Annotated in this window: 17 protein-coding genes and 1 pseudogene; 9 read left to right on the top strand and 9 right to left on the bottom strand. The window is 64.3% G+C overall.

The features are described from left to right. The first annotated feature begins 17 nt into the window (after positions 1 to 17). Positions 18 to 1,226 (top strand): pyridoxal-phosphate-dependent aminotransferase family protein, encoded by a 1,209-nt coding sequence (locus tag E1B25_RS02910; RefSeq protein WP_206338490.1) that lies wholly within the window; start codon positions 18 to 20, stop codon positions 1,224 to 1,226. Positions 1,227 to 1,256: 30 nt separating this feature from the next. On the opposite strand, the gene E1B25_RS02905 is transcribed toward E1B25_RS02910, so the two are convergent. Then, positions 1,257 to 2,375: a pyridoxal phosphate-dependent aminotransferase gene (locus E1B25_RS02905; RefSeq protein WP_132827152.1), complete on the bottom strand. Its 1,119-nt coding sequence runs from the start codon at positions 2,373 to 2,375 to the stop codon at positions 1,257 to 1,259. Positions 2,376 to 2,506: 131 nt separating this feature from the next. On the opposite strand from E1B25_RS02905, the gene E1B25_RS02900 reads away from it, so the two are divergent. Then, positions 2,507 to 3,298, top strand: coding sequence for a crotonase/enoyl-CoA hydratase family protein (locus E1B25_RS02900; protein WP_132827151.1), 792 nt, complete (start codon positions 2,507 to 2,509; stop codon positions 3,296 to 3,298). Positions 3,299 to 3,718: 420 nt separating this feature from the next. Beyond that, the gene (locus E1B25_RS02895; protein ID WP_132827150.1) at positions 3,719 to 3,988 is read left to right on the top strand and encodes a hypothetical protein; all 270 of its coding nucleotides are present in this window, start codon (positions 3,719 to 3,721) and stop codon (positions 3,986 to 3,988) included. 94 nt (positions 3,989 to 4,082) lie between these two features. Here E1B25_RS02895 and E1B25_RS02890 read toward each other — a convergent pair whose 3' ends face one another. Next, positions 4,083 to 7,199: a valine--tRNA ligase gene (locus E1B25_RS02890; RefSeq protein ID WP_132827149.1), complete on the bottom strand. Its 3,117-nt coding sequence runs from the start codon at positions 7,197 to 7,199 to the stop codon at positions 4,083 to 4,085. Positions 7,200 to 7,362: 163 nt separating this feature from the next. Between E1B25_RS02890 and E1B25_RS02885 the strand changes: the two genes are divergently transcribed. Continuing rightward, entirely contained in the window at positions 7,363 to 8,343 is a 981-nt protein-coding gene (locus E1B25_RS02885; RefSeq protein ID WP_245510588.1) for a zinc transporter ZntB, read from the top strand. Between the two features lie 43 nt (positions 8,344 to 8,386). Here the strand turns inward: E1B25_RS02885 and E1B25_RS02880 are convergent, their stop codons facing one another. After that, positions 8,387 to 8,821: an Lrp/AsnC family transcriptional regulator gene (locus E1B25_RS02880; RefSeq protein ID WP_132827148.1), complete on the bottom strand. Its 435-nt coding sequence runs from the start codon at positions 8,819 to 8,821 to the stop codon at positions 8,387 to 8,389. 105 nt (positions 8,822 to 8,926) lie between these two features. On the opposite strand from E1B25_RS02880, the gene E1B25_RS02875 reads away from it, so the two are divergent. The 3 genes from E1B25_RS02875 to E1B25_RS02865 are packed head-to-tail and all read left to right on the top strand — an operon-like array spanning position 8,927 to position 13,464. Beyond that, positions 8,927 to 10,084 carry a type III PLP-dependent enzyme domain-containing protein gene (locus E1B25_RS02875; RefSeq protein WP_132827147.1) on the top strand — a complete coding sequence of 386 codons (1,158 nt, stop codon included), beginning with the start codon at positions 8,927 to 8,929 and terminating at the stop codon, positions 10,082 to 10,084. Between the two features lie 34 nt (positions 10,085 to 10,118). Beyond that, the gene (locus tag E1B25_RS02870) at positions 10,119 to 12,416 is read left to right on the top strand and encodes a xanthine dehydrogenase family protein molybdopterin-binding subunit (protein ID WP_132827146.1); all 2,298 of its coding nucleotides are present in this window, start codon (positions 10,119 to 10,121) and stop codon (positions 12,414 to 12,416) included. Continuing rightward, entirely contained in the window at positions 12,394 to 13,464 is a 1,071-nt protein-coding gene (locus E1B25_RS02865; protein WP_132827145.1) for a DUF2235 domain-containing protein, read from the top strand. Before E1B25_RS02870 ends, E1B25_RS02865 begins: the two co-directional genes overlap by 23 nt. A 38-nt stretch (positions 13,465 to 13,502) precedes the next feature. Here E1B25_RS02865 and E1B25_RS02860 read toward each other — a convergent pair whose 3' ends face one another. Both E1B25_RS02860 and metF read right to left on the bottom strand, forming a co-directional pair. Further along, positions 13,503 to 14,018: a PaaI family thioesterase gene (locus E1B25_RS02860; RefSeq protein ID WP_132827144.1), complete on the bottom strand. Its 516-nt coding sequence runs from the start codon at positions 14,016 to 14,018 to the stop codon at positions 13,503 to 13,505. 57 nt (positions 14,019 to 14,075) lie between these two features. After that, positions 14,076 to 14,945 carry a methylenetetrahydrofolate reductase [NAD(P)H] gene (gene metF / locus E1B25_RS02855; protein ID WP_132827143.1) on the bottom strand — a complete coding sequence of 290 codons (870 nt, stop codon included), beginning with the start codon at positions 14,943 to 14,945 and terminating at the stop codon, positions 14,076 to 14,078. Positions 14,946 to 15,039: 94 nt separating this feature from the next. Between metF and E1B25_RS02850 the strand changes: the two genes are divergently transcribed. Continuing rightward, positions 15,040 to 15,945, top strand: coding sequence for a LysR family transcriptional regulator (locus E1B25_RS02850; RefSeq protein ID WP_132827142.1), 906 nt, complete (start codon positions 15,040 to 15,042; stop codon positions 15,943 to 15,945). Between the two features lie 154 nt (positions 15,946 to 16,099). Here the strand turns inward: E1B25_RS02850 and E1B25_RS02845 are convergent, their stop codons facing one another. Further along, positions 16,100 to 17,140 carry an NADP-dependent oxidoreductase gene (locus tag E1B25_RS02845; RefSeq protein ID WP_132827141.1) on the bottom strand — a complete coding sequence of 347 codons (1,041 nt, stop codon included), beginning with the start codon at positions 17,138 to 17,140 and terminating at the stop codon, positions 16,100 to 16,102. A 263-nt stretch (positions 17,141 to 17,403) separates the two neighbouring features. Between E1B25_RS02845 and E1B25_RS02840 the strand changes: the two genes are divergently transcribed. After that, positions 17,404 to 18,189, top strand: a complete 786-nt coding sequence (locus E1B25_RS02840; RefSeq protein ID WP_132827140.1) for an inositol monophosphatase family protein — start codon at positions 17,404 to 17,406, stop codon at positions 18,187 to 18,189. A 34-nt stretch (positions 18,190 to 18,223) separates the two neighbouring features. On the opposite strand, the pseudogene E1B25_RS02835 reads toward E1B25_RS02840, so the two are convergent. The 3 genes and pseudogenes from E1B25_RS02835 to E1B25_RS02825 all read right to left on the bottom strand — a co-directional run. Beyond that, a pseudogene (locus E1B25_RS02835) lies at positions 18,224 to 18,352 on the bottom strand (IS5/IS1182 family transposase); the annotation flags it as partial. A gap of 39 nt (positions 18,353 to 18,391) precedes the next feature. Continuing rightward, entirely contained in the window at positions 18,392 to 18,643 is a 252-nt protein-coding gene (locus E1B25_RS22500) for a transposase (RefSeq protein ID WP_245510597.1), read from the bottom strand. Between the two features lie 328 nt (positions 18,644 to 18,971). Beyond that, positions 18,972 to 20,711 (bottom strand): bifunctional helix-turn-helix transcriptional regulator/alpha/beta hydrolase, encoded by a 1,740-nt coding sequence (locus E1B25_RS02825; RefSeq protein ID WP_165937536.1) that lies wholly within the window; start codon positions 20,709 to 20,711, stop codon positions 18,972 to 18,974. Between the last annotated feature and the right edge of the window lie 71 nt (positions 20,712 to 20,782).

Raw genomic sequence — 20,782 nt, 5'->3', positions numbered from 1 at the left:
CTTTACAGGACAATATCATGACACAAACGTTGAGCGTTGCGCAGGGGCGCGAATATCTAGCCATTCCGGGGCCTTCGGTGATGCCCGAGGCGGTGTTGCAGGCGATGCACCGGTCGGCGCCGAATATCTATGAGGGGGCGTTGATCGATTTGACCGCCAGCCTGATCCCCGACCTCAAGCGGGTGGCGCGCACCGAGCACAATGCGGCGATCTATATCTGCAATGGCCACGGCGCCTGGGAGGCGGCCCTGTCTAACGTCATCGCGGCGGGCGAAACCGTGCTGGTGCCCGCCACCGGTCGGTTCGGCATGGGCTGGGCCGATATGGGGCGGGGGCTGGGGATCGAGCCGCAGATCCTCGATTTCGGCAAATCGACCCCTTGGGAACCGGACCGGGTGGCCGAGGCGCTGCGCGCGGACGCGGGGCACAAGATCAAGGCGGTGCTGGGGGTGCATGTGGATACCTCCAGTTCGGTGCGCAACGATATTGCCGGGCTGCGCCGGGTTCTGGACGAGGTCGGGCATCCCGCGCTGCTGATGGTCGATTGCATCGCCTCGATGGCCTGTGACCGGTTCGAGATGGACGCCTGGGGCGTCGATGTTGCGGTGACTGGCAGCCAGAAGGGGCTGATGGTGCCGCCGGGGCTGGGGTTCGTGTTCTTCAACGACAAGGCGGCAGCGGTTCGCGCCGCGATGCCACGGGTCAGCCGCTATTGGGACTGGGAACCGCGGGCCGATCCGCAGGCCTTTTACCAATACTTCGGCGGCACCGCGCCGACCCATCACCTGTATGGGCTGCGCGCGGCGCTGGACATGATCCATGCCGAGGGGATGGAGCACGTCTGGGCCCGCCACGCCCGGCTGGCCGAGGCGATCTGGGCGGCCTGCGAGGTCTGGGGGCAGGGCGGGCCGCTGCGGCTGAACGTGGCAGACCGGGCGCATCGCTCCCATGCGGTTACCGCGCTGCATCTTGGCGCGCCGCATGGCACGGCGCTGCGCGATTGGGTGACGCAAAATCTCGGGCTGACGCTGGGAATCGGGCTGGGCATGACCGAACCGGACGATCCGGCGTGGCACGGGTTCTTGCGCATCGGTCACATGGGCCATGTCAACGGGATCATGGTGCTGGGCATGCTGGGCGGGATCGAGGCCGGGTTGAACGCGCTGGATATTCCGCATGGGACAGGCGCGCTTGAGGCCGCCGCGAAGGTGATCGCCGGGGCCTGACGCGCCCCGGCTGCGGCTTGGGCTGGCGCGTTAGCCGCGCGCCTGAGCTGCGGCCTGAGTCAGCGCCTTGGGCAGGGCTTCGGCAAAGGCGTCGAGCTCCTGCTGTCGGCCGCAGCTGACCCGGATGCAGCGGTTTTGCGGGGGGGCGAAGGGCATCCGCACAAACAGCCCTTGCTGCCCCAGCGCTTCGATCACTGCTTTGGCGAATGCGCCATCCCGGCCACAGTCGACGGCGACGAAATTGGCAGCCGAGGGCAGGGTGGAAAGCCCGTTCGCGCGCGCGATGTCACCGATGCGATCCCGCGCCGCGGCGACCTCGGCCTGTACATGGGCCAGCCAGTCCTGATCCTTCAGCGCCGCCAAGGCCCCGGCCTGGGCAAAGCGGTTCATGCCGAAATGGTTGCGGACCTTGTCGAAGGCGGAAATCAGCCCCGGCGCGGCGATGGCATAGCCCACCCGCGCCCCGGCCATGCCATAGGCCTTGGAGAACGTGCGCATGCGGATCACGCGGGGATCGTCGACCGGGATCGCGGCGGCGGTGCCCTCGGGGGCGAATTCGACATAGGCCTCGTCCAGCACCAGCAGCGTGCCTTCTGGCAGCAGATCCAGCGCGGCGCAGATCGCGTCGCCGGAGTGCCATGTCGCCATCGGGTTGTCGGGATTGGCCAGATAGACCAACTTGGCCCCGACCTCGGCCGCCTTGGCGAACAGCGTCGCGGGATCTTCGCGATCCTCGACATAGGGTACCTTGTGGATCACCCCGCCAAAGCCCGCCACGTGGTAGTTGAAGGTGGGATAGGCGCCGTCAGAGGTGACCACGGTATCGCCCTCGGCCACCATGAGCCGCACGAGATAGCCGAGCAGGCCATCAATGCCCTCGCCGACGACGATGTTCTCGGGGGAGATGGCGTGATGGGCGGCGAGCGCCGCGCGCAGAACGAAGCTTTCGGCATCGCCATATTTCCAGATTTCGGCGGTTTCGGCCTGCATCGCGGCGATCGCCTTGGGCGAGGGGCCGAACAGGCTTTCGTTGGCACCGATCCGGGCCCGGAACGGGGCGCCGCGGTCACGCTCCAGCGTGTCGGGCCCGATGAAGGGCACCGAGGCGGGCAGGGATTGGATGAGCGGGGTGTAGTGTGGCTCTGTCATGGGCGGGCAGATACGCCGGGAAGGCGGGCTTGGGCAAGTGTTTTCGCAGCCCTGCCGTTCCCCGACGTTGGGCTGGATTTCCGCACTGTCCTCGGGGCAGGGTAGGCAGAGGCAAAACGGGAGGGCCGGACATGGCGCGCGTATCGGTTGAGTATCAGGATCATATTGCCCGGGTCACCCTGACCCGAGGCGACAAGATGAATGCATTGGATGACGAGATGGTTGAGGCCATTCTGGACGCCGGGGCCGAGGTGGCAGAGTCAGGTGCGCGCGCGGTGGTGCTGTCGGGCGAGGGCAAGAGCTTTTGCGCCGGGCTCGACATGGCGAGCTTCGCCAAGATGGCGCAGATGATCGACGTCGACGTCGAGGCCTGGCTGATGGAGCGGACCTATCACGACGCCAACGCCATGCAGGAGGTGGCGATGATCTGGCGGCGGGTGCCGGTGCCGGTGATCGCCGCGTTGCAGGGGGCGGTGTTTGGTGGCGGTCTGCAAATCGCCTTGGGCGCGGATATCCGCATTGCCGAGCCGGAGACCAAATTCGCGGTGATGGAGATGAAATGGGGCTTGGTGCCGGATATGGGCGGCATGGCGCTGTTGCCGCAACTGGTGCGCTCTGACGTGCTACGGTTGCTGACCTATACCGCCACGCCGGTCGCGGCGGCGCAGGCCGAGCGCTGGGGCCTTGTGACCGAGCTTGCCGCCGACCCAATGGCGCGGGCGATGGAGATCGCGACCCAGATCTCCGGGCAAAGCCCTGCCGCGATCCGGGCGGCCAAGCGGCTGATCGGCGTGGCGGAAAGCGCCACACAGGAAGAGGTGTTGCTGGAGGAATCGCGCGAACAGGCCGGGGTTCTGGGCAAGTCTGAGCAGATGGAGGTCGTCATGGCCCGGATGCAGGGGCGCAAGCCAGAGTTCAAGTAGAGGCGGCCGAGCGCCCGCGTCGACGATTGGCCGTCAACAGTCGACCGCTGACTGCCAATCGTCGCCGGTCGGCGCGAGGCTATGGGCGCATTGATCTGCTTGCAGCGCTGAGCGTGCGTTTACGGCTTGTGGCGCCCATGGCCCTGCAGGCATAGGGCGTCAATGACGTCACAGGGGAACCTCTCGTTGTTCGCGGTGGGCGCGAGTGCGTCGAGCGCAATGCGTACGGAACGAGAACGCTTGTGAGAATCGGCTGAACTGCGTAAAATTGTCGCATCGCTGGGAGTCCCGGAAATTGATCGGAGACGCTAGGCGGTCGTACTTCAGAAAGCCATCAAATACGCATTGTACGTAGCGCCAGGAGGTCCGTGGACTTCAGGCGTGCGGCTTCCTGTCATCTTCCACGGAAGGAGAGCTGCGATGAAGAAATTTCTGACAGCCGCATTTTGCGCCGGCCTGCTTTCCCCCCTTGCGGGGTGGGCTGGTGGTGTCAATGACATGCCCTCGGTTCGATATGACAACGTGGCCGCAAAACTGATCATGAGCGGATACCGAGACGTGCGGGTCGTGGACCCCGAGATGGGCAGGATGTCCGCCTATGATCGCGACGGCAGCGAGGTCATCGTTCGGGTGGATCAGGTCACCCGCGAGATCCTGTCGACCACGCATGTTCACGTCGCTGATCAATGAGGCTGATCAATGATCAAGAAGGGCGCGCGGGGTGATTTCCTCCCCCGCGCGCCCTTTATTTCCGGCATCACCGCAGTGATGATCCGCAAGTCGCCTATTCCAGTTCGGCGAGCCGGGCCATGGCCTCTTTAATCCGGGCCTCTTCTTCCTCGCGGGCGGCGAGGTTGGCGCGGGTTTCCTCGACCACCTCGGCCGGGGCGGAATCGGCGAACTTCGGGTTCTTGAGCCGACCGCGCAGACCGCCCAGCTCTTTGCCGAGCTTTTGCTGCGTCTTTTCCAGCCGCGCCTTTTCCTCGGCGATGTCGATGATGCCAGCCAGCGGCAGGCCGAATGTCGCGCCCTCAACAGCGATCGTCACCGTGCCCTTGGGCAGGCTGTCGGCCTGTGTCAGCCCCTCGATCCGCGCCAGCCGCTTGATCAGCACCTCGTTGCGATCCCACGCGGCCTGACCGCGCGCGTCGATCTCGCTGACCAGCATCGGCACATGGAGCCCTGCGGGCACATGCATCTGCGCGCGCGCCGAGCGTACCGACTCGATCAACCCGATCACCCAGTTCATCTCGTGATCGGCGGCCTCGTCCACCAGATCGGCGGGCGCATAGGTGGGCCAGTCGGCGTGGATCAGCGGTTTCGTGCGGCTGCCAGACAGCGCCCAAAGCTCTTCGGTGATGAAGGGCATGATCGGCTGCAGCAGGATCAGGCACTGGTCCAGCACCCATTTCATGGTTTGGCGCGTCTCGGCCTGTGCGGCTGCGTCTTCGCCCTGCAACAGCGGCTTGGAAAACTCCACATACCAGTCGCAGACCTTGCCCCAGACAAAGCCATACAGCGCCTGCGCCGCGTCGTTGAAGCGGAAGTTGTCCAGCGCGTCATCGACCTCGGCGCGGACCTTGGCGGTTTCGCCGATGATCCATGTGTTCAGCGTCTGTTTCGGGGTGGGGATGCCCGTCACCTCGGCCTCGAACACGTCGTTCATCTCGGCGAAGCGGGCAAAGTTCCACAGCTTGGTGCCGAAATTGCGGTAGCCGGCGATGCGCTGCATATCCAGCTTGAGCACGCCCCCGAGCGAGGCCATGGCGGCATTGGTAAAGCGCAGCGCGTCGGCACCGTATTCGTCGATGATCTCCAGCGGGTCGACCACGTTGCCGACCGACTTGGACATCTTCTTGCCCTTGGCGTCGCGCACCAGCCCATGCAGATAGACTGTCTTGAACGGGATCTCGTCAACCACGGCAAGCTGCATCATGATCATCCGGGCGACCCAGAAGAACAGGATATCCTGCCCGGTCACCAGCACGTCGGTGGGGAAATAGCGGCCCAGTTCCGGCGTCTGCTCCGGCCAACCCAGCGTGCCGATCGGCCACAGGCCAGAGGAGAACCAGGTGTCGAGCACATCGGGGTCGCGCCAGACCGGATAGACCAGCTTGGTCGGGTCTTGGTCGATCTCGTATTGCGCCAGCGCCTTGGCAAAGGTTTCAAGCGCGCTTTGCTTGTCGGCCACCTCGATGATACGGGCATCGGCAATCGGGTGCGGGGTGTCGGCCAGTTCATCGCGGAACGCGCCCTGCACCCCGTCGAAATCGGCGGCGCAGTGATGCACGTCGCCCATATGGACCATGCCGTTCAAAAGCAGCCGGCCCATTTCGACCAGATCCAGCGTGCCGTCGCCCTCGTCGTCGCGGAAATCGGGGGCCGAGAGGTCAAGCCCGTACCACACCGGGATCTGATGCCCCCACCACAGTTGGCGCGAGATGCACCAAGGCTCGATGTTTTCCAGCCAGTGGTAAAAGGTTCTTTCCCCGCTTTTGGGCAGGATAGTGATATCGCCGCCGCGCACCGCGTTCAGCGCCGGATCAACGATCTTGCTGGTGTCGACGAACCACTGGTCGGTCAGCATCGGTTCGATCACCACCTTGGAGCGGTCGCCAAAGGGCTGCATGATCGGCTTATTCTCGACCAGCGGGACCGAGACCAGGGTCTCGTTGCCGCCCTCGTCGGTTTGCACCTCGGGGATCATGACCGCCAGACCTTCGGCGGTGATCTGGGCCACCACGCGCGCGCGCGCCTCGAACCGGTCCAGCCCGCGCAGATCGTCGGGGACCATGTTCAGGGTGTCCACCTCCATCTCGGTGAAGCCGGCGCCGTTCGCGATTGCCTGCGCCCGGGTGGCGCAATCGGCATAGGACAGCCCGTCGTCACGCAACGCGCCCTTGGTGTCGAGCAGCCGGTACATCGGGATGTTGCCGCGCTTGGCCACCTGATAGTCGTTGAAATCATGCGCGCCGGTGATCTTGACCGCGCCCGAGCCGAAGTCGGGGTCGGGGTATTCATCGGTGATGATCGGGATCAGGCGGCGGTGTTCCTTGGGGCCGACCGGGATTTCGCACAGCTTGCCGACGATGGCGGCATACCGTTCATCCGAGGGGTGCACCGCGACCGCGCCGTCGCCCAGCATGGTCTCGGGGCGGGTGGTGGCGATAGAGATATAGTCGCGCTGTTCCTCAAGGACGACTTTGCCGTCTTCGTCCTTTTCGACATAGGTATAGGTCTCGCCACCGGCGAGCGGGTATTTGAAGTGCCACATGTGACCGGCAACTTCGATATTTTCGACCTCGAGGTCGGAAATCGCGGTCTCGAAATGCGGGTCCCAGTTCACCAGCCGCTTGCCGCGATAGATCAGCCCCTTGTCGTACATGTCGACAAAGACCTTGATGACGGCGTCGTGAAAGTTGCCCTCCTCGACCTCGGGGGCACCGGGGGCGCCGGACATGGTGAAGGCGTTGCGTGACCAGTCGCACGAGGCCCCCAGCCGCTTGAGCTGGTTGACGATGGTGCCGCCCGACTGCTGTTTCCAGTCCCAGACCTTTTCGACAAAGGCCTCGCGTCCCATGTCGCGGCGCGAGGGCAGCTTGTTCTTGGCCAGTTCGCGTTCGACCACCATCTGGGTGGCGATGCCGGCATGATCCTGCCCGGGCTGCCACAGGGTGTCGAAGCCGCGCATCCGGTGCCAGCGCACAAGGATGTCCTGAAGCGTGTTGTTGAAGGCGTGGCCCATGTGCAGGCTGCCGGTGACGTTCGGCGGCGGGATCATGATGCAGTAGGTTTCCGCGCGGCTGGCATTGGCGCCTGCGGTGAAACATCCGGCCTGTTCCCAGGCCCGGTACAAACGATCCTCGGCCTCGGCCGCGTTGAAGGTCTTTTCCATAGCCATGCTGCTGGTCCCTTTCTGGTCGCTGGATCATCTATCGAAGCTGAAGGCGAAGGGGAAGGCGGCAGGCGGTATTTCTTGCGCCCGTGCCGGGCCGGAAAACGGGTGACAGCGCGCGATCCGGGCGGCACTGTGGGGCTGCTGGCTTTGGAACAAGGGGCGTGGGATGGATGAAATCCGCATCTATGGCTTTGACGGCGTGGGCGGGGTGCAGCGACTGGCCCCGGAGCAAATGGACGCACGGCCCCCTGAGACCCCGGATGGCGGCTTTGTCTGGGCCCATGTGGATGGTGCGAGCGAGGCCGGGCGCGATTGGCTGGAAGCGGCGGGGTTGGACCGGCTCGAAATCGAGGCGCTTCTGGCCGAGGAGACCCGGCCGCGCTGCACGCTGCACGGGGATATTGCGCTGATGAACCTGCGCGGGGTCAACCTGAACCCGGGGGCAGAGCCCGAGGACATGATCTCGGTTCGGCTGTTCGTATCGGCGCGGATGATGATTACGGTCCAGATGCGGGCGCTGCAGGCGCTGGTCGATCTGATGACGGCGCTGGATCGCGGTCAGGGATCGACCACGCCCGGCGATCTGATCGCGCGGCTGGCGCTGCGATTGGCCGACCGGGCCGAACCGGTGGTGGCGGCGCTGAACGAACGCGCCGACCAGTTGGAAGACACGATGGAGGAAGAGGGCCGGGGCGATTCCGTGATGCGGGCCGATCTGGCCGATATTCGCCGCACCTCGATCGTGATGCGCCGCTACATGTTCCCGCAGCGCGACGCGCTGTCGACGCTGGAGATCGAGGATCTGGATTGGCTGAGCCAACGTGACCGCAGCCGCTTGCGCGAAGCGACCGAGCGGGTGACGCGGCTGGCCGAGGAGCTGGACGCGCTGCGCGACCGCGCCCAGGTGGTGCACGATCAAATTCTGGATATCCGCGCCGAGGCGATGAACCGGCAGATGCTGGTGCTGTCGGTGGTGGCGGCGGTGTTCTTGCCGATGGGGTTGGTGACCGGGCTTTTGGGCATCAATGTCGGCGGCATTCCCGGTGCGACTTGGCCGCATGCGTTCTGGGCGGTCTGCGCCATGCTTTTGGTGATCGGGGCGGGGCAGATCTGGCTGTTTCGCTGGATGGGGATGTTTTCGCGCTGATGTCGCTCCCGGTTTTCGCAGCCGAAAGCCGGGAGCGACCGCGTCAGGGCGCGCGGTCCAGCTTGGTCGACAGATGGATCAGGCTTTCAGAGCTTTTCACCCCCTTGGCCTCGCCGATCCGGTCAAGGGTATCGTCAAGCTCGGCGGTGGTGGCGGCGGCGACCTGCACCAAAAGATCGAATCGGCCCGAGGTGGTATGCACCACTTCGACGCCGCTCAGGCTTTTGAGCCGGGCCAGCACGGCGGGGCCGCTGCGCGGTTCGATCGAGACCAGCACCGTGGCGCGCAGCGGCGGCGCGGTGGCGGCACTTGCGCGCAGGGTATAGCCCGCGATCACGCCCGCGGCCTCCATCCGTTCGATCCGCGCCTGTACGGTGGTGCGCGCCAATCCCAGTCGGCGCGCCAAATCAGTGACCGGCGCGCGGGCATTCTCGCGCAGAAGGTGCAGCAGGATCTGGTCGGTTTCGTCGATTTGCATGTCTGCCCCGGCGATATGCTGTAAATTACCTGCAAACCTAACAGGATGACGAGAGAAATCGACAGAAAATCGCGCGATTCTGGTCAAAACAGCGCGAGGTTCCCAATGCAGCCCCTATCCGCCCCCTGGCCCGACCCCTCTGCCTATCTGGCGCGGGTGCGGCCTGATGCGCCGCTCCTGTTCCTGTCGCCCGCCACGCTTCAGGCGACGGCGCGGCGGTTCCTGGATGGCTTTCCGGGGTTGGTGACCTTTGCGGTCAAGGCCAATGACCGGGCCGAGGTGCTGGCCAATCTGGACACTGCCGGGCTTTCGACCTTCGACGTTGCCTCGCCGGGCGAGATGCGGGCGGTGCGGGCGATGAACCCGAATGCGGTGCTGCATTACAACAACCCGGTGCGCAGCCTTGAGGAGGTCGCGGTGGGCATCGAGATGGGCGTGGCAAGCTGGTCGGTGGATGATGAGGGGGAGTTGGACAAACTTTCCCAAGTGCCGCGCGGGGCCGAGATCGCGGTGCGCTTTGCACTGCCGGTTAAGGGCGCGGCCTATGATTTTGGCGAAAAATTCGGCGCAAGCCCGGCGCGGGCGGTGGATCTGTTGCGGCGCGTGGCGGCTGAGGGCTGGCGCCCGGCGCTGTGCTTCCATCCGGGCACCCAATGCGAGGATGCTGGCGCTTGGGAAAGCTATATCGCCGAGGCAGCGCGCATCGCCGCGCGGGCGGGGGTGCGCATCGCGCGGTTGAACGTGGGCGGTGGGTTTGCCGCCCATCGTCACGGCACCGCCCCGGATCTGGAGGCGGTGTTTGCCCGCATCAAGGCGGCGGTGACGCGCGCCTTTGGAGCCGAGGCCCCGGCGCTGGTCTGTGAGCCGGGCCGCGCAATGGTGGCCGAGGCCTTTACGCTGGCGGCCCGGATCAAGGGGATGCGGCAGGGGGGGGACACGGTTTTCCTCAATGACGGCATTTATGGCGGGTTGATCGATCTGCGCGATATGGGGCTGACCGGGCGCATTCAGGTGTTGGCCAGTGACGGCAGCGCGCGCAGGGGTTTGGGCCGCGCGCGCCGCATCTTTGGCCCCACCTGTGACAGCCTTGACCGGTTGCCCGACGGGTTGGAGCTGCCGGAGGATACCGTCACGGGCGACTATGTTCTGTTTGCCGGGCTGGGTGCCTATTCGGTGGCCATGTCCACCTGTTTCAACGGATATGGGTTGCGCGATGTGGTTACGGTTCTGCGACTGACTGGACATTGCCCGCACGGAAGTTAGGGTCGCGCCCGACAGCACAGATCAGGGGCGCGCAATGGAAAAGTTCGGGAAAAGTCAGTCGGTCACACGGGTGGAGGATCTGCGCCTGCTGACGGGGCATGGGCGCTATGTGGACGATGTCGCGCCTGCAGATGCACTGCATGCCTTCCTGTTCCGCTCGCCGGTGGCGCATGGGGTGATCACCGAACTGGATCTGTCCGATGCGCGCGCCGCCGAGGGCGTGCATCTGGTGTTGAGCAATGACGATCTGGAGGCGGCGGGTATCACCGCGAGCATGGCCGGCGTGGTGCAGCAGAATCGCGACGGAACCAAGGCCGCCGATCCGCATCGTCCGGTTCTGGCCAAGGGCAAGGTGCGCCATGTGGGCGAGCCGGTGGCGCTGATCGTGGCGGAGACGCCGGCGCAGGCCCGTGATGCGGCCGAGATGATCCTGTTCGACACCGAGGATCTGCCCGCCAAGCTGGATCTGGCCCGCGGCGGCGCCCCGGTGCATGAGGAGGCGCCCGACAACCTTGCGCTGGACTGGGGCCTTGGCGACGAGGCCGCGACCGAGGCCGCCTTTGCCACAGCCGCCCATGTGGTCGAGCTGGAGGTGGCCGACAATCGTATCATCGTCAATGCGATGGAGCCGCGCGGCTGTTTCGCCGACTGGGACGGCAGCCGGTTGCATTTCGCCTTTGGCGGTCAGGGCGTCTGGGCGCTGAAGGGCGAGCTGGCGCGCATGCTGGGCCTCGACAAGGAGACGGTGCATGTCACCACGCCCGATGTCGGTGGCGGCTTTGGCATGAAGGCCGCGCCCTATCCGGAGTATTTCGCGGTGGCGCAGGCCTCGCGCTTGTTGGGCCGCCCGGTGCGCTGGATGTCGGAGCGGACCGAGGCGATGCTGTCGGACCATGGCGGACGCGATCTGACCTCGACCGCCGAACTGGCGTTTGACGCCGATCACAAGATCACCGCTTACCGGGTCAAGACCCGCTTCAACCTTGGGGCCTATAACTCCAATTTCGGTCAATTTATCCAGACGCAGCTGTTCTCGCGCGTGCTGGCCGGGGTCTATGACGTGCAGACCACATGGCTGCAGGTCGAGGGCTATTACACCAATACGACGCAGGTGGATGCCTATCGCGGTGCGGGGCGGCCCGAGGCGATCTATGTGCTGGAACGCGCGATGGACCGCGCCGCGCGCGAACTGGGCATCGACCCGTGGGAGCTGCGGCGGAAGAACTTTATCGCGCCCGATCGGTTCCCCTATACATCCGCCACCGGCGAAACCTATGACGTGGGCGAATTTGACCACATCCTGACCTTGGCCGGGGCCAAGGCCGACAGTGCCGGGTTCGGGGCCCGCCGGGCCGCAGATGCGGCGCGTGGCCTGCTGCGCGGGCAGGGGCTGTGCTATTACATCGAGAGCATTCTGGGCGATCCCTCCGAGGCGGCCAAGGTGGAGTTCTGCGAGGATGGTCGCGTCAATCTTTATGTCGGGACGCAGTCGAACGGGCAGGGGCACGAGACGGTCTATGCCCAGTTCCTGTCGGATCAGACCGGCATTCCCGCCGATCATATCCATGTCATTCAGGGTGACAGCGACCTGATCAAACGGGGCGGTGGCACCGGCGGATCGCGTTCGGTCACCACGCAAAGCACCGCGACGCTGGCGACGGTGGATGCGATGCTGGCCGCCTTCACCCCCTATTTGGCCGACAAGATGGGGGTCGACGCGGCGGCGCTCCGGTTTGATGACGAAACCTTCCGCGCCGCCGGGTCCAACCTGACCCCAACGCTGCTGGAGGCGGCCGAGATGGCGCGCGGGGACGGGCGCGATGATCTTTTGGTGCATGAGGAACGCGCCAAACTTCCCGGCCGATCCTATCCCAACGGTGCCCATGTGGCCGAGGTGGTGGTCGATCCCGAGACCGGGCAGGTGCGGGTGGACCGCTATACCGTGGTCGACGATTTTGGAAATCTCATCAACCCCTTGCTGGCCGAGGGGCAGGTGCATGGCGGGGTAGTTCAGGGGCTGGGGCAGGCGTTGAACGAACATGTGGTGTTCGACGAGGATGGCCAACTGCTCACGGCATCTTTTATGGACTATGCCTTGCCGCGCGCCGCCGACGCGCCCATGATCAACTTCACCTCCGAACCGGTGCCCTCCACCGCCAACCTGATGGGGATGAAGGGCTGCGGTGAGGCGGGAACCGTGGGGTCGATGGCGGCCGTTGCCAATGCGGTGCAGGATGCGCTTTGGGCGCGGGGCGTGCGGCAGGCAGATATGCCGTTTACGCCGTTGAGAGTGTGGGACATGCTGCAAGATGGGACTGCGTCGCCTTCGTGATCGGATATTCGGCTGGTTTCGCTGGCCCGCGCAATCGGTCCATTCCGCCGAGACCGCCCACCGCACACCGCTGGCGCATGTGATCATTCTTGACGGCACCATGTCTACGCTTGAGCCGGGCTTTGAGAGCCATGCCGGCGTCACCTATCGTCTTTGCCGCGAGATGGGGGCCCCGGTCTCGGTATATTACGAGGCGGGGGTGCAATGGCCGCATTGGGGGGCCGCGCCGGATGTGCTGTTGGGGCGTGGGATCAATCGGCAGATCCGGCGCGCCTATGGCTATCTCGCGTCGCGCTATCGCCCCGGCGACCAGGTGTTTCTGATGGGCTATTCGCGCGGGGCCTATGCGGTGCGCTCACTGGCGGGCGTGATCGACCGGATTGGCCTGTTGCGCGCCGACTGCGCGACCGAGCGGAATATTCGCACCGTGTATCGCCTGTATCAGGGCGATCCTGACAGCGACTTTGCCAAGGCTTTTGCCCGGGCGCATTGCCACGACGCCGTGAAAATCGAGATGGTCGGCGTTTGGGATACGGTCAAGGCGCTGGGCGTGCGGCTGCCTTACCTGTGGCAATGGGGCGAGGCGCAGCATTCCTTTCATAGTCACAGTCTGGGGCCAAGCATCCGTAACGGTTTTCACGCGTTGGCCCTTGATGAAACGCGCGAGGTGTTCCGGCCCGAGCTCTGGTCCTGTCCGCCGGGCTGGGAGGGGCATGTGGAACAGGTCTGGTTTCGCGGTGCGCATGGCGACATCGGCGGCCAGCTTGGCGGCTACGAGGTGGCGCGGCCGCTGGCCAATATCCCGCTGGTGTGGATGCTGGAGCAGGCCGAGAGCTGCGGTCTGCCGCTGCCGCATGGCTGGCGCGCACGGTTCTACACCGACCCCGACGCACCCTCGGTCGGCACTTGGCGTGGCTGGGGCGCGCTGTTTCTGTTGCGCCGCCCCCGCGTGGTGGGCCGCGATCCGTCGGAGCGGCTGCACGAAAGCGTGCGAGAGCGGGGTGGCAGGACCGGCGCGGCGATCCAAGCCTCGGCGCGTGACGTCTGAGCGGCGACGCTTGGATCCGGTTGACCTGCCGCCGTCACTTAGCGGGTCGGCGGCAGTTGCAACACGATGCAGGTGGTGGAGCCGGTGGCATACAGCCGGCCATCCTCGACGCCCCGGATCTCGCCATGGGATACACCGGTGACACCGGTGGATCGGCCCACGTGATCGGCGATGCCGACGCAGTCGATCATCATCCCCAAGGGAATAGAGCGAAGGATATTTATCTTGTACTCCAAGGTGGTATAGGCCGACCCCTTGGGTACCATCGTCTGCACCGCGCAGGCCATCGCGCTGTCAAGAAGGGTGCCATACCAACCGCCGTGCACTGTGCCCAGCGGGTTTGTGGAGTCAAAGCCGGGCGCGCCGCGAAAGGTCACTCGGCCCTTTTCGACCGCGTGCAGCGTATAGCCCAGCGTCTTGGAAATTGGTGGCGCGGGAAGGCGACCATCGCGGATGCCCTCCATGAATTCCAGCCCTGACATGCTGGCCATATCGGCGGGGCCCAACAGCTCCTCCGGGGTGGTCGCGTAATTCGGGGGGGTTGCCTGCGTCATCCTGTCCTCCACTATGATGGAGGGCAGGCTAGCAGCAGGGGCCGGACGGACAAGCCGTTACGCGACGTTCTCCAGGCTGACCTTGGGCGTGACGCCAAGCGCATGGCAGACGTCGCGGGTCAGTTCGGGGCGGTTCAGCGTGTAGAAGTGCAGTCGGTCGACGCCGCCCTCGATCAGCGCGCTGCACATCTCGGTGCAGATCGCGGTGGCCAGCAGATCCTCGCGCCCGTCGCGCATGGCCTTTTCAAAGGCGTCCTCGACCCATTGCGGGATCGTGGTGCCACAGCTGCGGGCAAATTTCCGCGCGCCTTTCCAGTTTTCGATCGGCAGGATCCCCGGGGTGATCTTTGCCGCGTCGATGCCGGCCTTGTCGCAGGCATCACGAAAGCGGAAAAAGGTGTCGGCCTCGAAAAAGAACTGGGTCAGCGCCTCGTCCGCACCGGCGTCGATCTTGGCCTTGAGCCAGTCGATATCGGCCTGTGCGTTGGTGGCTTCGGGGTGGACATCGGGATAGGCCCCGACGCGAATGCTGAACTTTCCGGTGGCCGCCAGCGCCTCGATCAGCTCGATCGAATTGGCGAAACCGCCGGGGTAGGGGGTGAATTTACCCTCGCCCTTGGGTGGGTCCCCGCGCAGCGCGACGATCTCGGTCACGCCGGCCTTGGCGAAATCATCCGCGATTTCAAGGGTTTCCTCTTTGGTGGCATTCACGCAGGTCAGATGCGCGGCCACTTTCAGCCCCGAGGATTTGTGCAATGTCGCGACCGCGTCGCGGGTCAGATCGCGGGTCGTGCCGCCAGCCCCGTAGGTGACGGAGACAAAGCGAGGGTCAAGCGGCGCCAGCACCTGCACCGTGTCCCAGAGCCGGAACGAGGCTTGCAGGTTTTGCGGCGGGAAGAATTCGAAAGAAATGGCAGGGGCGGTCATCGGGTGCGGTTCCTTTGATTTCGGTCCTTGTCGCATATGTGTGATTGTGAAACAAACTCATAATTCTCAACAACAACATGAACGGGACGACGGGATGCATATCGAATTCCGGCATCTGCGCACGATCAAGGCGATTCACGAGTGTGGCGGATTGGCGCGGGCGGCGGATCATCTGAACATCACGCAAAGTGCTTTGAGTCATCAAATCAAGGGCTTGGAAGATCAGACCGGGGTCGAGCTGTTCTTTCGCCGCTCAAAGCCGATGAAGCTGTCGCCAGCCGGGCTGCGGCTGTTGCGGTTGGCCGAACAGGTGCTGCCGCAGGTCGAGGCGATGGAGGCGGAATTCAACGCCCTGCGTCTGGGCGAGACCGGCCGGATGCATATTGCCATCGAATGCCATGCCTGTTTTGAATGGCTGTTTCCGGTGCTTGAGGCCTTTCGCAAAAGCTGGCCCGATGTGGATGTCGATATCCGCCCCGGCCTTGCCTTTGATGCGCTGCCCGCCCTGCAAAAGGAAGAGGTCGATCTGGTCGTCTCCTCAGACCCGGAGGTCATTCCGGGGGTGGATTTCGTAGAACTCTTTGATTACGCGCCTGTTTTCGTGGCCGCGTCGCAGCATCCTCTGGCCTTGAAACCCTATATCGAGGCCGAGGATTTTCGCGATCAAACCCTGATCACCTACCCGGTAGAGCGTAATCGTCTGGATGTGTTCAGCCAGCTGTTGATCCCTGCGGGGGTGGCCCCCAAGGCGGTGCGGCAGGTGGAGCTGACGGCGGTGATCCTGCTGCTGGTGGCCTCCAATCGCGGGATTTCGGTGCTGCCGGACTGGGTGGTGCGCGAGGTGAAATACAGCTCGGATTATGTCACCCGGCCGCTGACCAAAACCGGGATCACCCGACGGCTTTATGCGGCGGTGCGCAGCGATGATCGGGAAAAGCCCTTTGTGAAGGAGCTGCTCGTACTTGCCCGGCAGGAGGCCCGGCGGCTGCAATCGGCCTGAGGATAAGTACGTTTTTGGGTTCGTATCGTACAAGTTCGCGGGGATGAATCGTGGCGAAATCCTCGGTTTGGGGAGCTTTCGGTCTGGAATGTACAATTCGGCACTTTCCGGCCCGTTGCCCGGCCTTGCGGCCGGGCGATCAGGTCGGCCGCCGTCAGATCAGTTTCACGATCTGCTTGCCCATGTTGCCGCCGCCCAACATCGCGATGAAGGTGGCGGGCGCGTTTTCCAGCCCCTCGGCGATGTCTTCCAGATAGGCGATTTCGCCACTGGCGACCTTTGGCCCGATCTCTTTCAGGAACTGCGGGAACCGGTCGAAGTGGTTCGAGATGATGAAGCCGTTGACCGAGAGGAACTTGACCAAGATGTTGCGCCACAGGCCAGGGCCGGTCAGCCCCTGATCCTTTGCCCCGGCACCGAGACCGCCAGCGTTGTACCAGGCGATCATGCCGCAGATCGGGATGCGCCCGAACGGGTTCATCAGTGGCAGCACCGCTTCGAGCACCTTGCCGCCGACGTTTTCGAAATAAATGTCGATGCCGTCGGGGCATTCCTGTTTCAGCGCCGCGCGCAGATCGCGGGCGTTGTCATAGGCGCGGTGATCAAGGCAGGCGTCAAAGCCGAATTTCTCGGTGGCCAGTTTGCATTTCTCGGCGCCGCCAGCGACGCCGACGGTGCGCAGCCCCGCAAGCCGCGCCACCTGACCCACCATCGAGCCGACCGGCCCGGTGGCGGCGGCGACGACCAATGTCTCGCCCGCCTTGGGCTTGCCGTATTCGGTCAGCCCGTGCCAGCCGGTGAAGCCGGGCATCCCGAGCACGCCGAGCGCGGCGGTGATCGGGCCCTGTTTCGGGTCAAGCTTGCGCAGCTGGTTCGCGGGCAGGCAGCCGTGGGTGGCCCAGCCGAACATGCCAAAGGCGAAATCGCCCGGTTTGAAATGCGGGCTTTGCGAGGCGATCACCTCGCCCACCGCCCCGGCCTCCATTGTGCCGCCGATGGGCACCGGCGCGGCATAGGATTTGGCGTCATCCATGCGTCCGCGCATATAGGGATCAAGCGACATGTAATGTACGCGCACCAGAACCTCGCCCTCACCGGGGGTCGGGATCGGGGCGGGCTGATAGCTGAAGTCATCGAGGCTCGGCGCGCCGTCGGGGCGGCTGGCAAGGGTCACATGGTGCATCTGGTCTGTCATGGCGGGTCTCCTCTTCGCGCTTTGCGCAACGGTGGCGGTCGCGGGCCCGCTTGGCAAGCCGGGCGGAACGGAACGTGGCGGAAGTCGCCGAGGTGTTGGAGAGGCGGGGTCGTGGGGTGGGGTCGTGGGGCGGGTTGCGGCCACGCCCCCTTGGCAACGGGTCGTTGCGCGCGTATACGCGCGTCCTGATCCCGCACGACGAGCCGTGCGATTTGATTTTTCCGCGCCCTGGGGCGCGATGTGACCGAACCGGAGTCCTCACGATGATAGGCAGTGCCAATCTCAACATCATGGTCAAGGCCGCGCGCAAGGCGGGGCGGTCACTGGTCAAGGACTTCCGCGAGGTCGAAAACCTTCAGGTGTCGATGAAGGGGGCGGGGGATTTCGTCTCCAAGGCGGATATCTCTGCCGAGAAAATCCTCAAGGATGAACTGCTGGGCGCGCGCCCGACCTATGGCTGGCTGGCCGAAGAGGGCGGCGAGATTCCGGGCGACGATCCGACCCGGCGCTGGATCGTCGATCCTTTGGACGGCACCACCAACTTTCTGCACGGGCTGCCGCACTGGGCGATCTCCATCGCGCTGGAGCACAAGGGGCAGATTGTTGCGGGCGTGATCTTTGACGCCGCCAAGGACGAAATGTTCTTTGCCGAAAAGGGCGCTGGCGCCTGGATGAACGACACCCGGTTGCGGGTGTCGGGCCGTCACCGGATGATCGAATCGATCTTTGCGACCGGCCTGCCGTTCGGCGGTCGTTCGGACTTGCCGGCAACGTTGCAGGATCTGGCCCGCTTGATGCCGGTCTGTGCCGGGGTGCGCCGCTGGGGCGCGGCGGCGCTGGACATGGCCTATGTGGCGGCGGGGCGCTATGACGGGTTCTGGGAGCGCCGGTTGAACCCTTGGGATCTGGCCGCTGGCATCGTTCTGGTGCGCGAAGCGGGCGGCATGGTGCAGCCGCTGAACCCGGCGGGCAACATTCTTGAAGACGGTGAAGTGATCTGCGGCAACGAGCCGATCTTCAACGGGTTTGCCAAGGTGGTCCGGGGCTGAGGTCTGGAGTTCGGAGCGTTCCCCAGATCAGGACTCATAGCCAATAAATGACGATTGCGGCGAGAGCGATGGCTGAGCAGAAGACCCTGGGGCACCTGTCAGATCTGGTTGCGACATGACGCCAGTCCTTGAGCCTGCCGAACATGATCTCGATCATTGCCCGGCAGGGTATTGCGCAGCAATCAATGAGTATCCGTATTGATCAAGCGGGATATTCCTTCCATTTTCGCCCATCCCGCAGCAATGCGTTTGCCATGACGATGAGCTTGCGCATGACCGCTGTGATGGCCCGTTTCTTGCACTTCCGGGTCGATACCGACTGCTCGTATTTTGCTTTCATGTCAGGATTGAAGCGTGTTGCTACAACAGCGGGTAAATAGACTGCGTGTCTGACGCTGGCATGGCGGCCTTGGATGTGCTCTTTGCCTTGCTGCTTTCCAGATTGCTTGGAGATTGGAGGCAGACCGGCCAGTTTTGCGGCGCTTACGGCCCAAATGCCCGAGTTCAGGCATGTCCGTCAGGATCGCACAGGCCGTGACCTTGGCTATGCCGGGAATGCTTACCAGAATGTCTGCTTTTGCGCGCAGCTTCTGATCTGCGGCAATGATCGCGTCGACCAGATCTGCAATCTGCAACAGGTCTGTGAAACGGCGTCGAAGTGTGGCCCCTATCGGGATCCGGGATTGGTGACTGATATCAAAACGCTTTTCAGTGTTTTTCGGGAGTCACTGTCGGCGTCGATGGGCACCCCGTCAGGTTGCGCCATTCTTCCATAGGCGGCATCAGCACAGGGCTGCGAGGGTCGAGATGACCAGCTCTGGGTTGCGGTACAAAACGAGCTGCCCCGCGTCGTCGTCCACGATCATGCGGGCGCGCTTGCCAAGACGGGCCGCGAACCCCTCGACCGAGTCCAGGCTGACCACCGGGTCGTGGCGGCCGTGGAACAAGAGAACCGGCGCCGGGGAAAGGTCGGCGCGTCCCCCCCAGTCGCGGACCACGTGATAGGAGTCGATTTCGAAGGCGCGATGACCCTGGGCGATCGAGAAGTGATAGCCAGAGGCGACGATCTCTGCCACATCGTTGGCCTTGACGGTCTCCAGATCCGCCGGCGCGTTCTCATAAAGGGCCTGCATGAATTTGTCTTCGCCGCCGAAGTCGAGTTGCCGGATCCCGGCCCGGAGCACGAAGGGCAGCAGTTTGGGCGTGTAACGCGCGGTGTAGGCGACCAGCCGCTGACGTGCGGACATTTCGGCGAACTGATCGTTCGAGACAAGTGGCACGCCCCCGGCGACACTGGCCACCACACGCACCCGGTTTCCAAGCCGGGCTGCAGCCGCAAAGGCATAGACCGACCCGGCCTTATGCGCGACAAGTCCGACGCTTTCGAGGCCCAGATGGTCGAGCAGATCCTCGATATCCTCGGCGAACCGGTCCGGTGCGGTCCCTATGTCGCCCTCGATTCCAGCGGCACTTCCGAAAAAGGGACGCTCGGGCATATAGAAGGTCAGGCCATGATCATGCAGAAGATCGACGGCGGTTGTCGTCAGGTCGCAGCCGTCGAGCATGCCGTGGATCAGGATGAAGGGCTGCCCCTTGTCGGGACCAAAGCGGTGATAGGGTATCATCCGCCCATCGCGCTGGCGAAACCGGGAGGTTTGCCCGTGCCGGACGTGGGGCCGGACGGCGCCGATCCGATCGGCCGCCCCGTTGAGCGAGACGAGGACGCGGACAAGCTCGGTCTGCGATCCCACGCCGGTCTTGGCTAGCAGCGCCTTGATCTGGGTCCGCACGGTATTGACCGAGGTGGCGCGTCGCGCCGCGATCTCTGGTGCACCGGCCCCCTCCATGAGGCATTCGGCGATTTCCAACTCGGCGGTCGACAGACCGAAGGAGTCCGACAACATGAAGCCCACGGAGTCGTGCCAGGTCGAAACGATCTGATTGAGCACCACCAGCGGTTCACCGTCGCCATTGTCGAACCGTTCGGCAACCATGAACAGCGTCTTGTCGGCGGGTTTGGAAAAGACCCGCAGCACGGTCTTTCGGCCGACCGGATCAACCGGGTGCGCCAGTGATGCGACCAGTTTGTCAAGCTCGGTCCTGGACCGATCCCACAAAGTCAGGTCGTCGATCCGACTGAGCCGGCGCAACCCGAAAAAGCGGCTCGCCGCGCCATTGTACCAGACGATCTGGCCGCTTGGGTCCAGCAGGATCGAGGCGACCCCGGCGCGGCGCACGCCCTGCATATCTTCCGTCGCGGGGGCGGTTCGCCCAAGCTCTTCCAGCAGGCGGAACCCCATGTCGAAGTGACGGGACAGCGGCTTCATGGAAAGCTCTTCCTCGGCTGCGACTTCGCGTTTCAGCGCGGTCAGCTCCTGCATCGCCTGCTCCACGTAACCGGCCCATTTGTCCATGAAGTCGTCATAGGCATGCGGGCTGATCGCCAGATTGTAGATGCGCTCGATCAACTCCGCCTCAAGCTGGGCGTCATTGTGCGCTTGCGTTGGGGCGGTGTCAGGCATTGGGCAATCACGGGTTGGGTGCGGGGGGCTCTCCCCAAAGCGATACACCATTTGGTGTATTCCGGCGATAG

Origin of the sequence: Antarcticimicrobium sediminis (genome assembly GCF_004348975.1) — a bacterium.
Lineage (GTDB): Bacteria > Pseudomonadota > Alphaproteobacteria > Rhodobacterales > Rhodobacteraceae > Antarcticimicrobium > Antarcticimicrobium sediminis.
Note: the sequence above shows the minus strand (reverse complement) of the source record. Positions and strands in the feature narration are given on the sequence as shown.

Excerpts from the sequence above, each read along its gene's own strand:
- metF (WP_132827143.1), bottom strand. The coding sequence starts at position 14,945 with ATGACCGCCCCTGCCATTTCTTTCGAATTCTTCCCGCCGCAAAACCTG.
- E1B25_RS02895 (WP_132827150.1), top strand. The coding sequence starts at position 3,719 with ATGAAGAAATTTCTGACAGCCGCATTTTGCGCCGGCCTGCTTTCCCCC.
- E1B25_RS02890 (WP_132827149.1), bottom strand. The coding sequence starts at position 7,199 with ATGGCTATGGAAAAGACCTTCAACGCGGCCGAGGCCGAGGATCGTTTG.
- E1B25_RS02875 (WP_132827147.1), top strand. The coding sequence starts at position 8,927 with ATGCAGCCCCTATCCGCCCCCTGGCCCGACCCCTCTGCCTATCTGGCG.
- E1B25_RS02860 (WP_132827144.1), bottom strand. The coding sequence starts at position 14,018 with ATGACGCAGGCAACCCCCCCGAATTACGCGACCACCCCGGAGGAGCTG.
- E1B25_RS02885 (WP_245510588.1), top strand. The coding sequence starts at position 7,363 with ATGGATGAAATCCGCATCTATGGCTTTGACGGCGTGGGCGGGGTGCAG.
- E1B25_RS02880 (WP_132827148.1), bottom strand. The coding sequence starts at position 8,821 with ATGCAAATCGACGAAACCGACCAGATCCTGCTGCACCTTCTGCGCGAG.
- E1B25_RS02870 (WP_132827146.1), top strand. The coding sequence starts at position 10,119 with ATGGAAAAGTTCGGGAAAAGTCAGTCGGTCACACGGGTGGAGGATCTG.
- E1B25_RS02900 (WP_132827151.1), top strand. The coding sequence starts at position 2,507 with ATGGCGCGCGTATCGGTTGAGTATCAGGATCATATTGCCCGGGTCACC.
- E1B25_RS02845 (WP_132827141.1), bottom strand. The coding sequence starts at position 17,140 with ATGACAGACCAGATGCACCATGTGACCCTTGCCAGCCGCCCCGACGGC.
- E1B25_RS02840 (WP_132827140.1), top strand. The coding sequence starts at position 17,404 with ATGATAGGCAGTGCCAATCTCAACATCATGGTCAAGGCCGCGCGCAAG.
- E1B25_RS02850 (WP_132827142.1), top strand. The coding sequence starts at position 15,040 with ATGCATATCGAATTCCGGCATCTGCGCACGATCAAGGCGATTCACGAG.
- E1B25_RS02825 (WP_165937536.1), bottom strand. The coding sequence starts at position 20,711 with ATGCCTGACACCGCCCCAACGCAAGCGCACAATGACGCCCAGCTTGAG.
- E1B25_RS02910 (WP_206338490.1), top strand. The coding sequence starts at position 18 with ATGACACAAACGTTGAGCGTTGCGCAGGGGCGCGAATATCTAGCCATT.
- E1B25_RS02865 (WP_132827145.1), top strand. The coding sequence starts at position 12,394 with ATGGGACTGCGTCGCCTTCGTGATCGGATATTCGGCTGGTTTCGCTGG.
- E1B25_RS02905 (WP_132827152.1), bottom strand. The coding sequence starts at position 2,375 with ATGACAGAGCCACACTACACCCCGCTCATCCAATCCCTGCCCGCCTCG.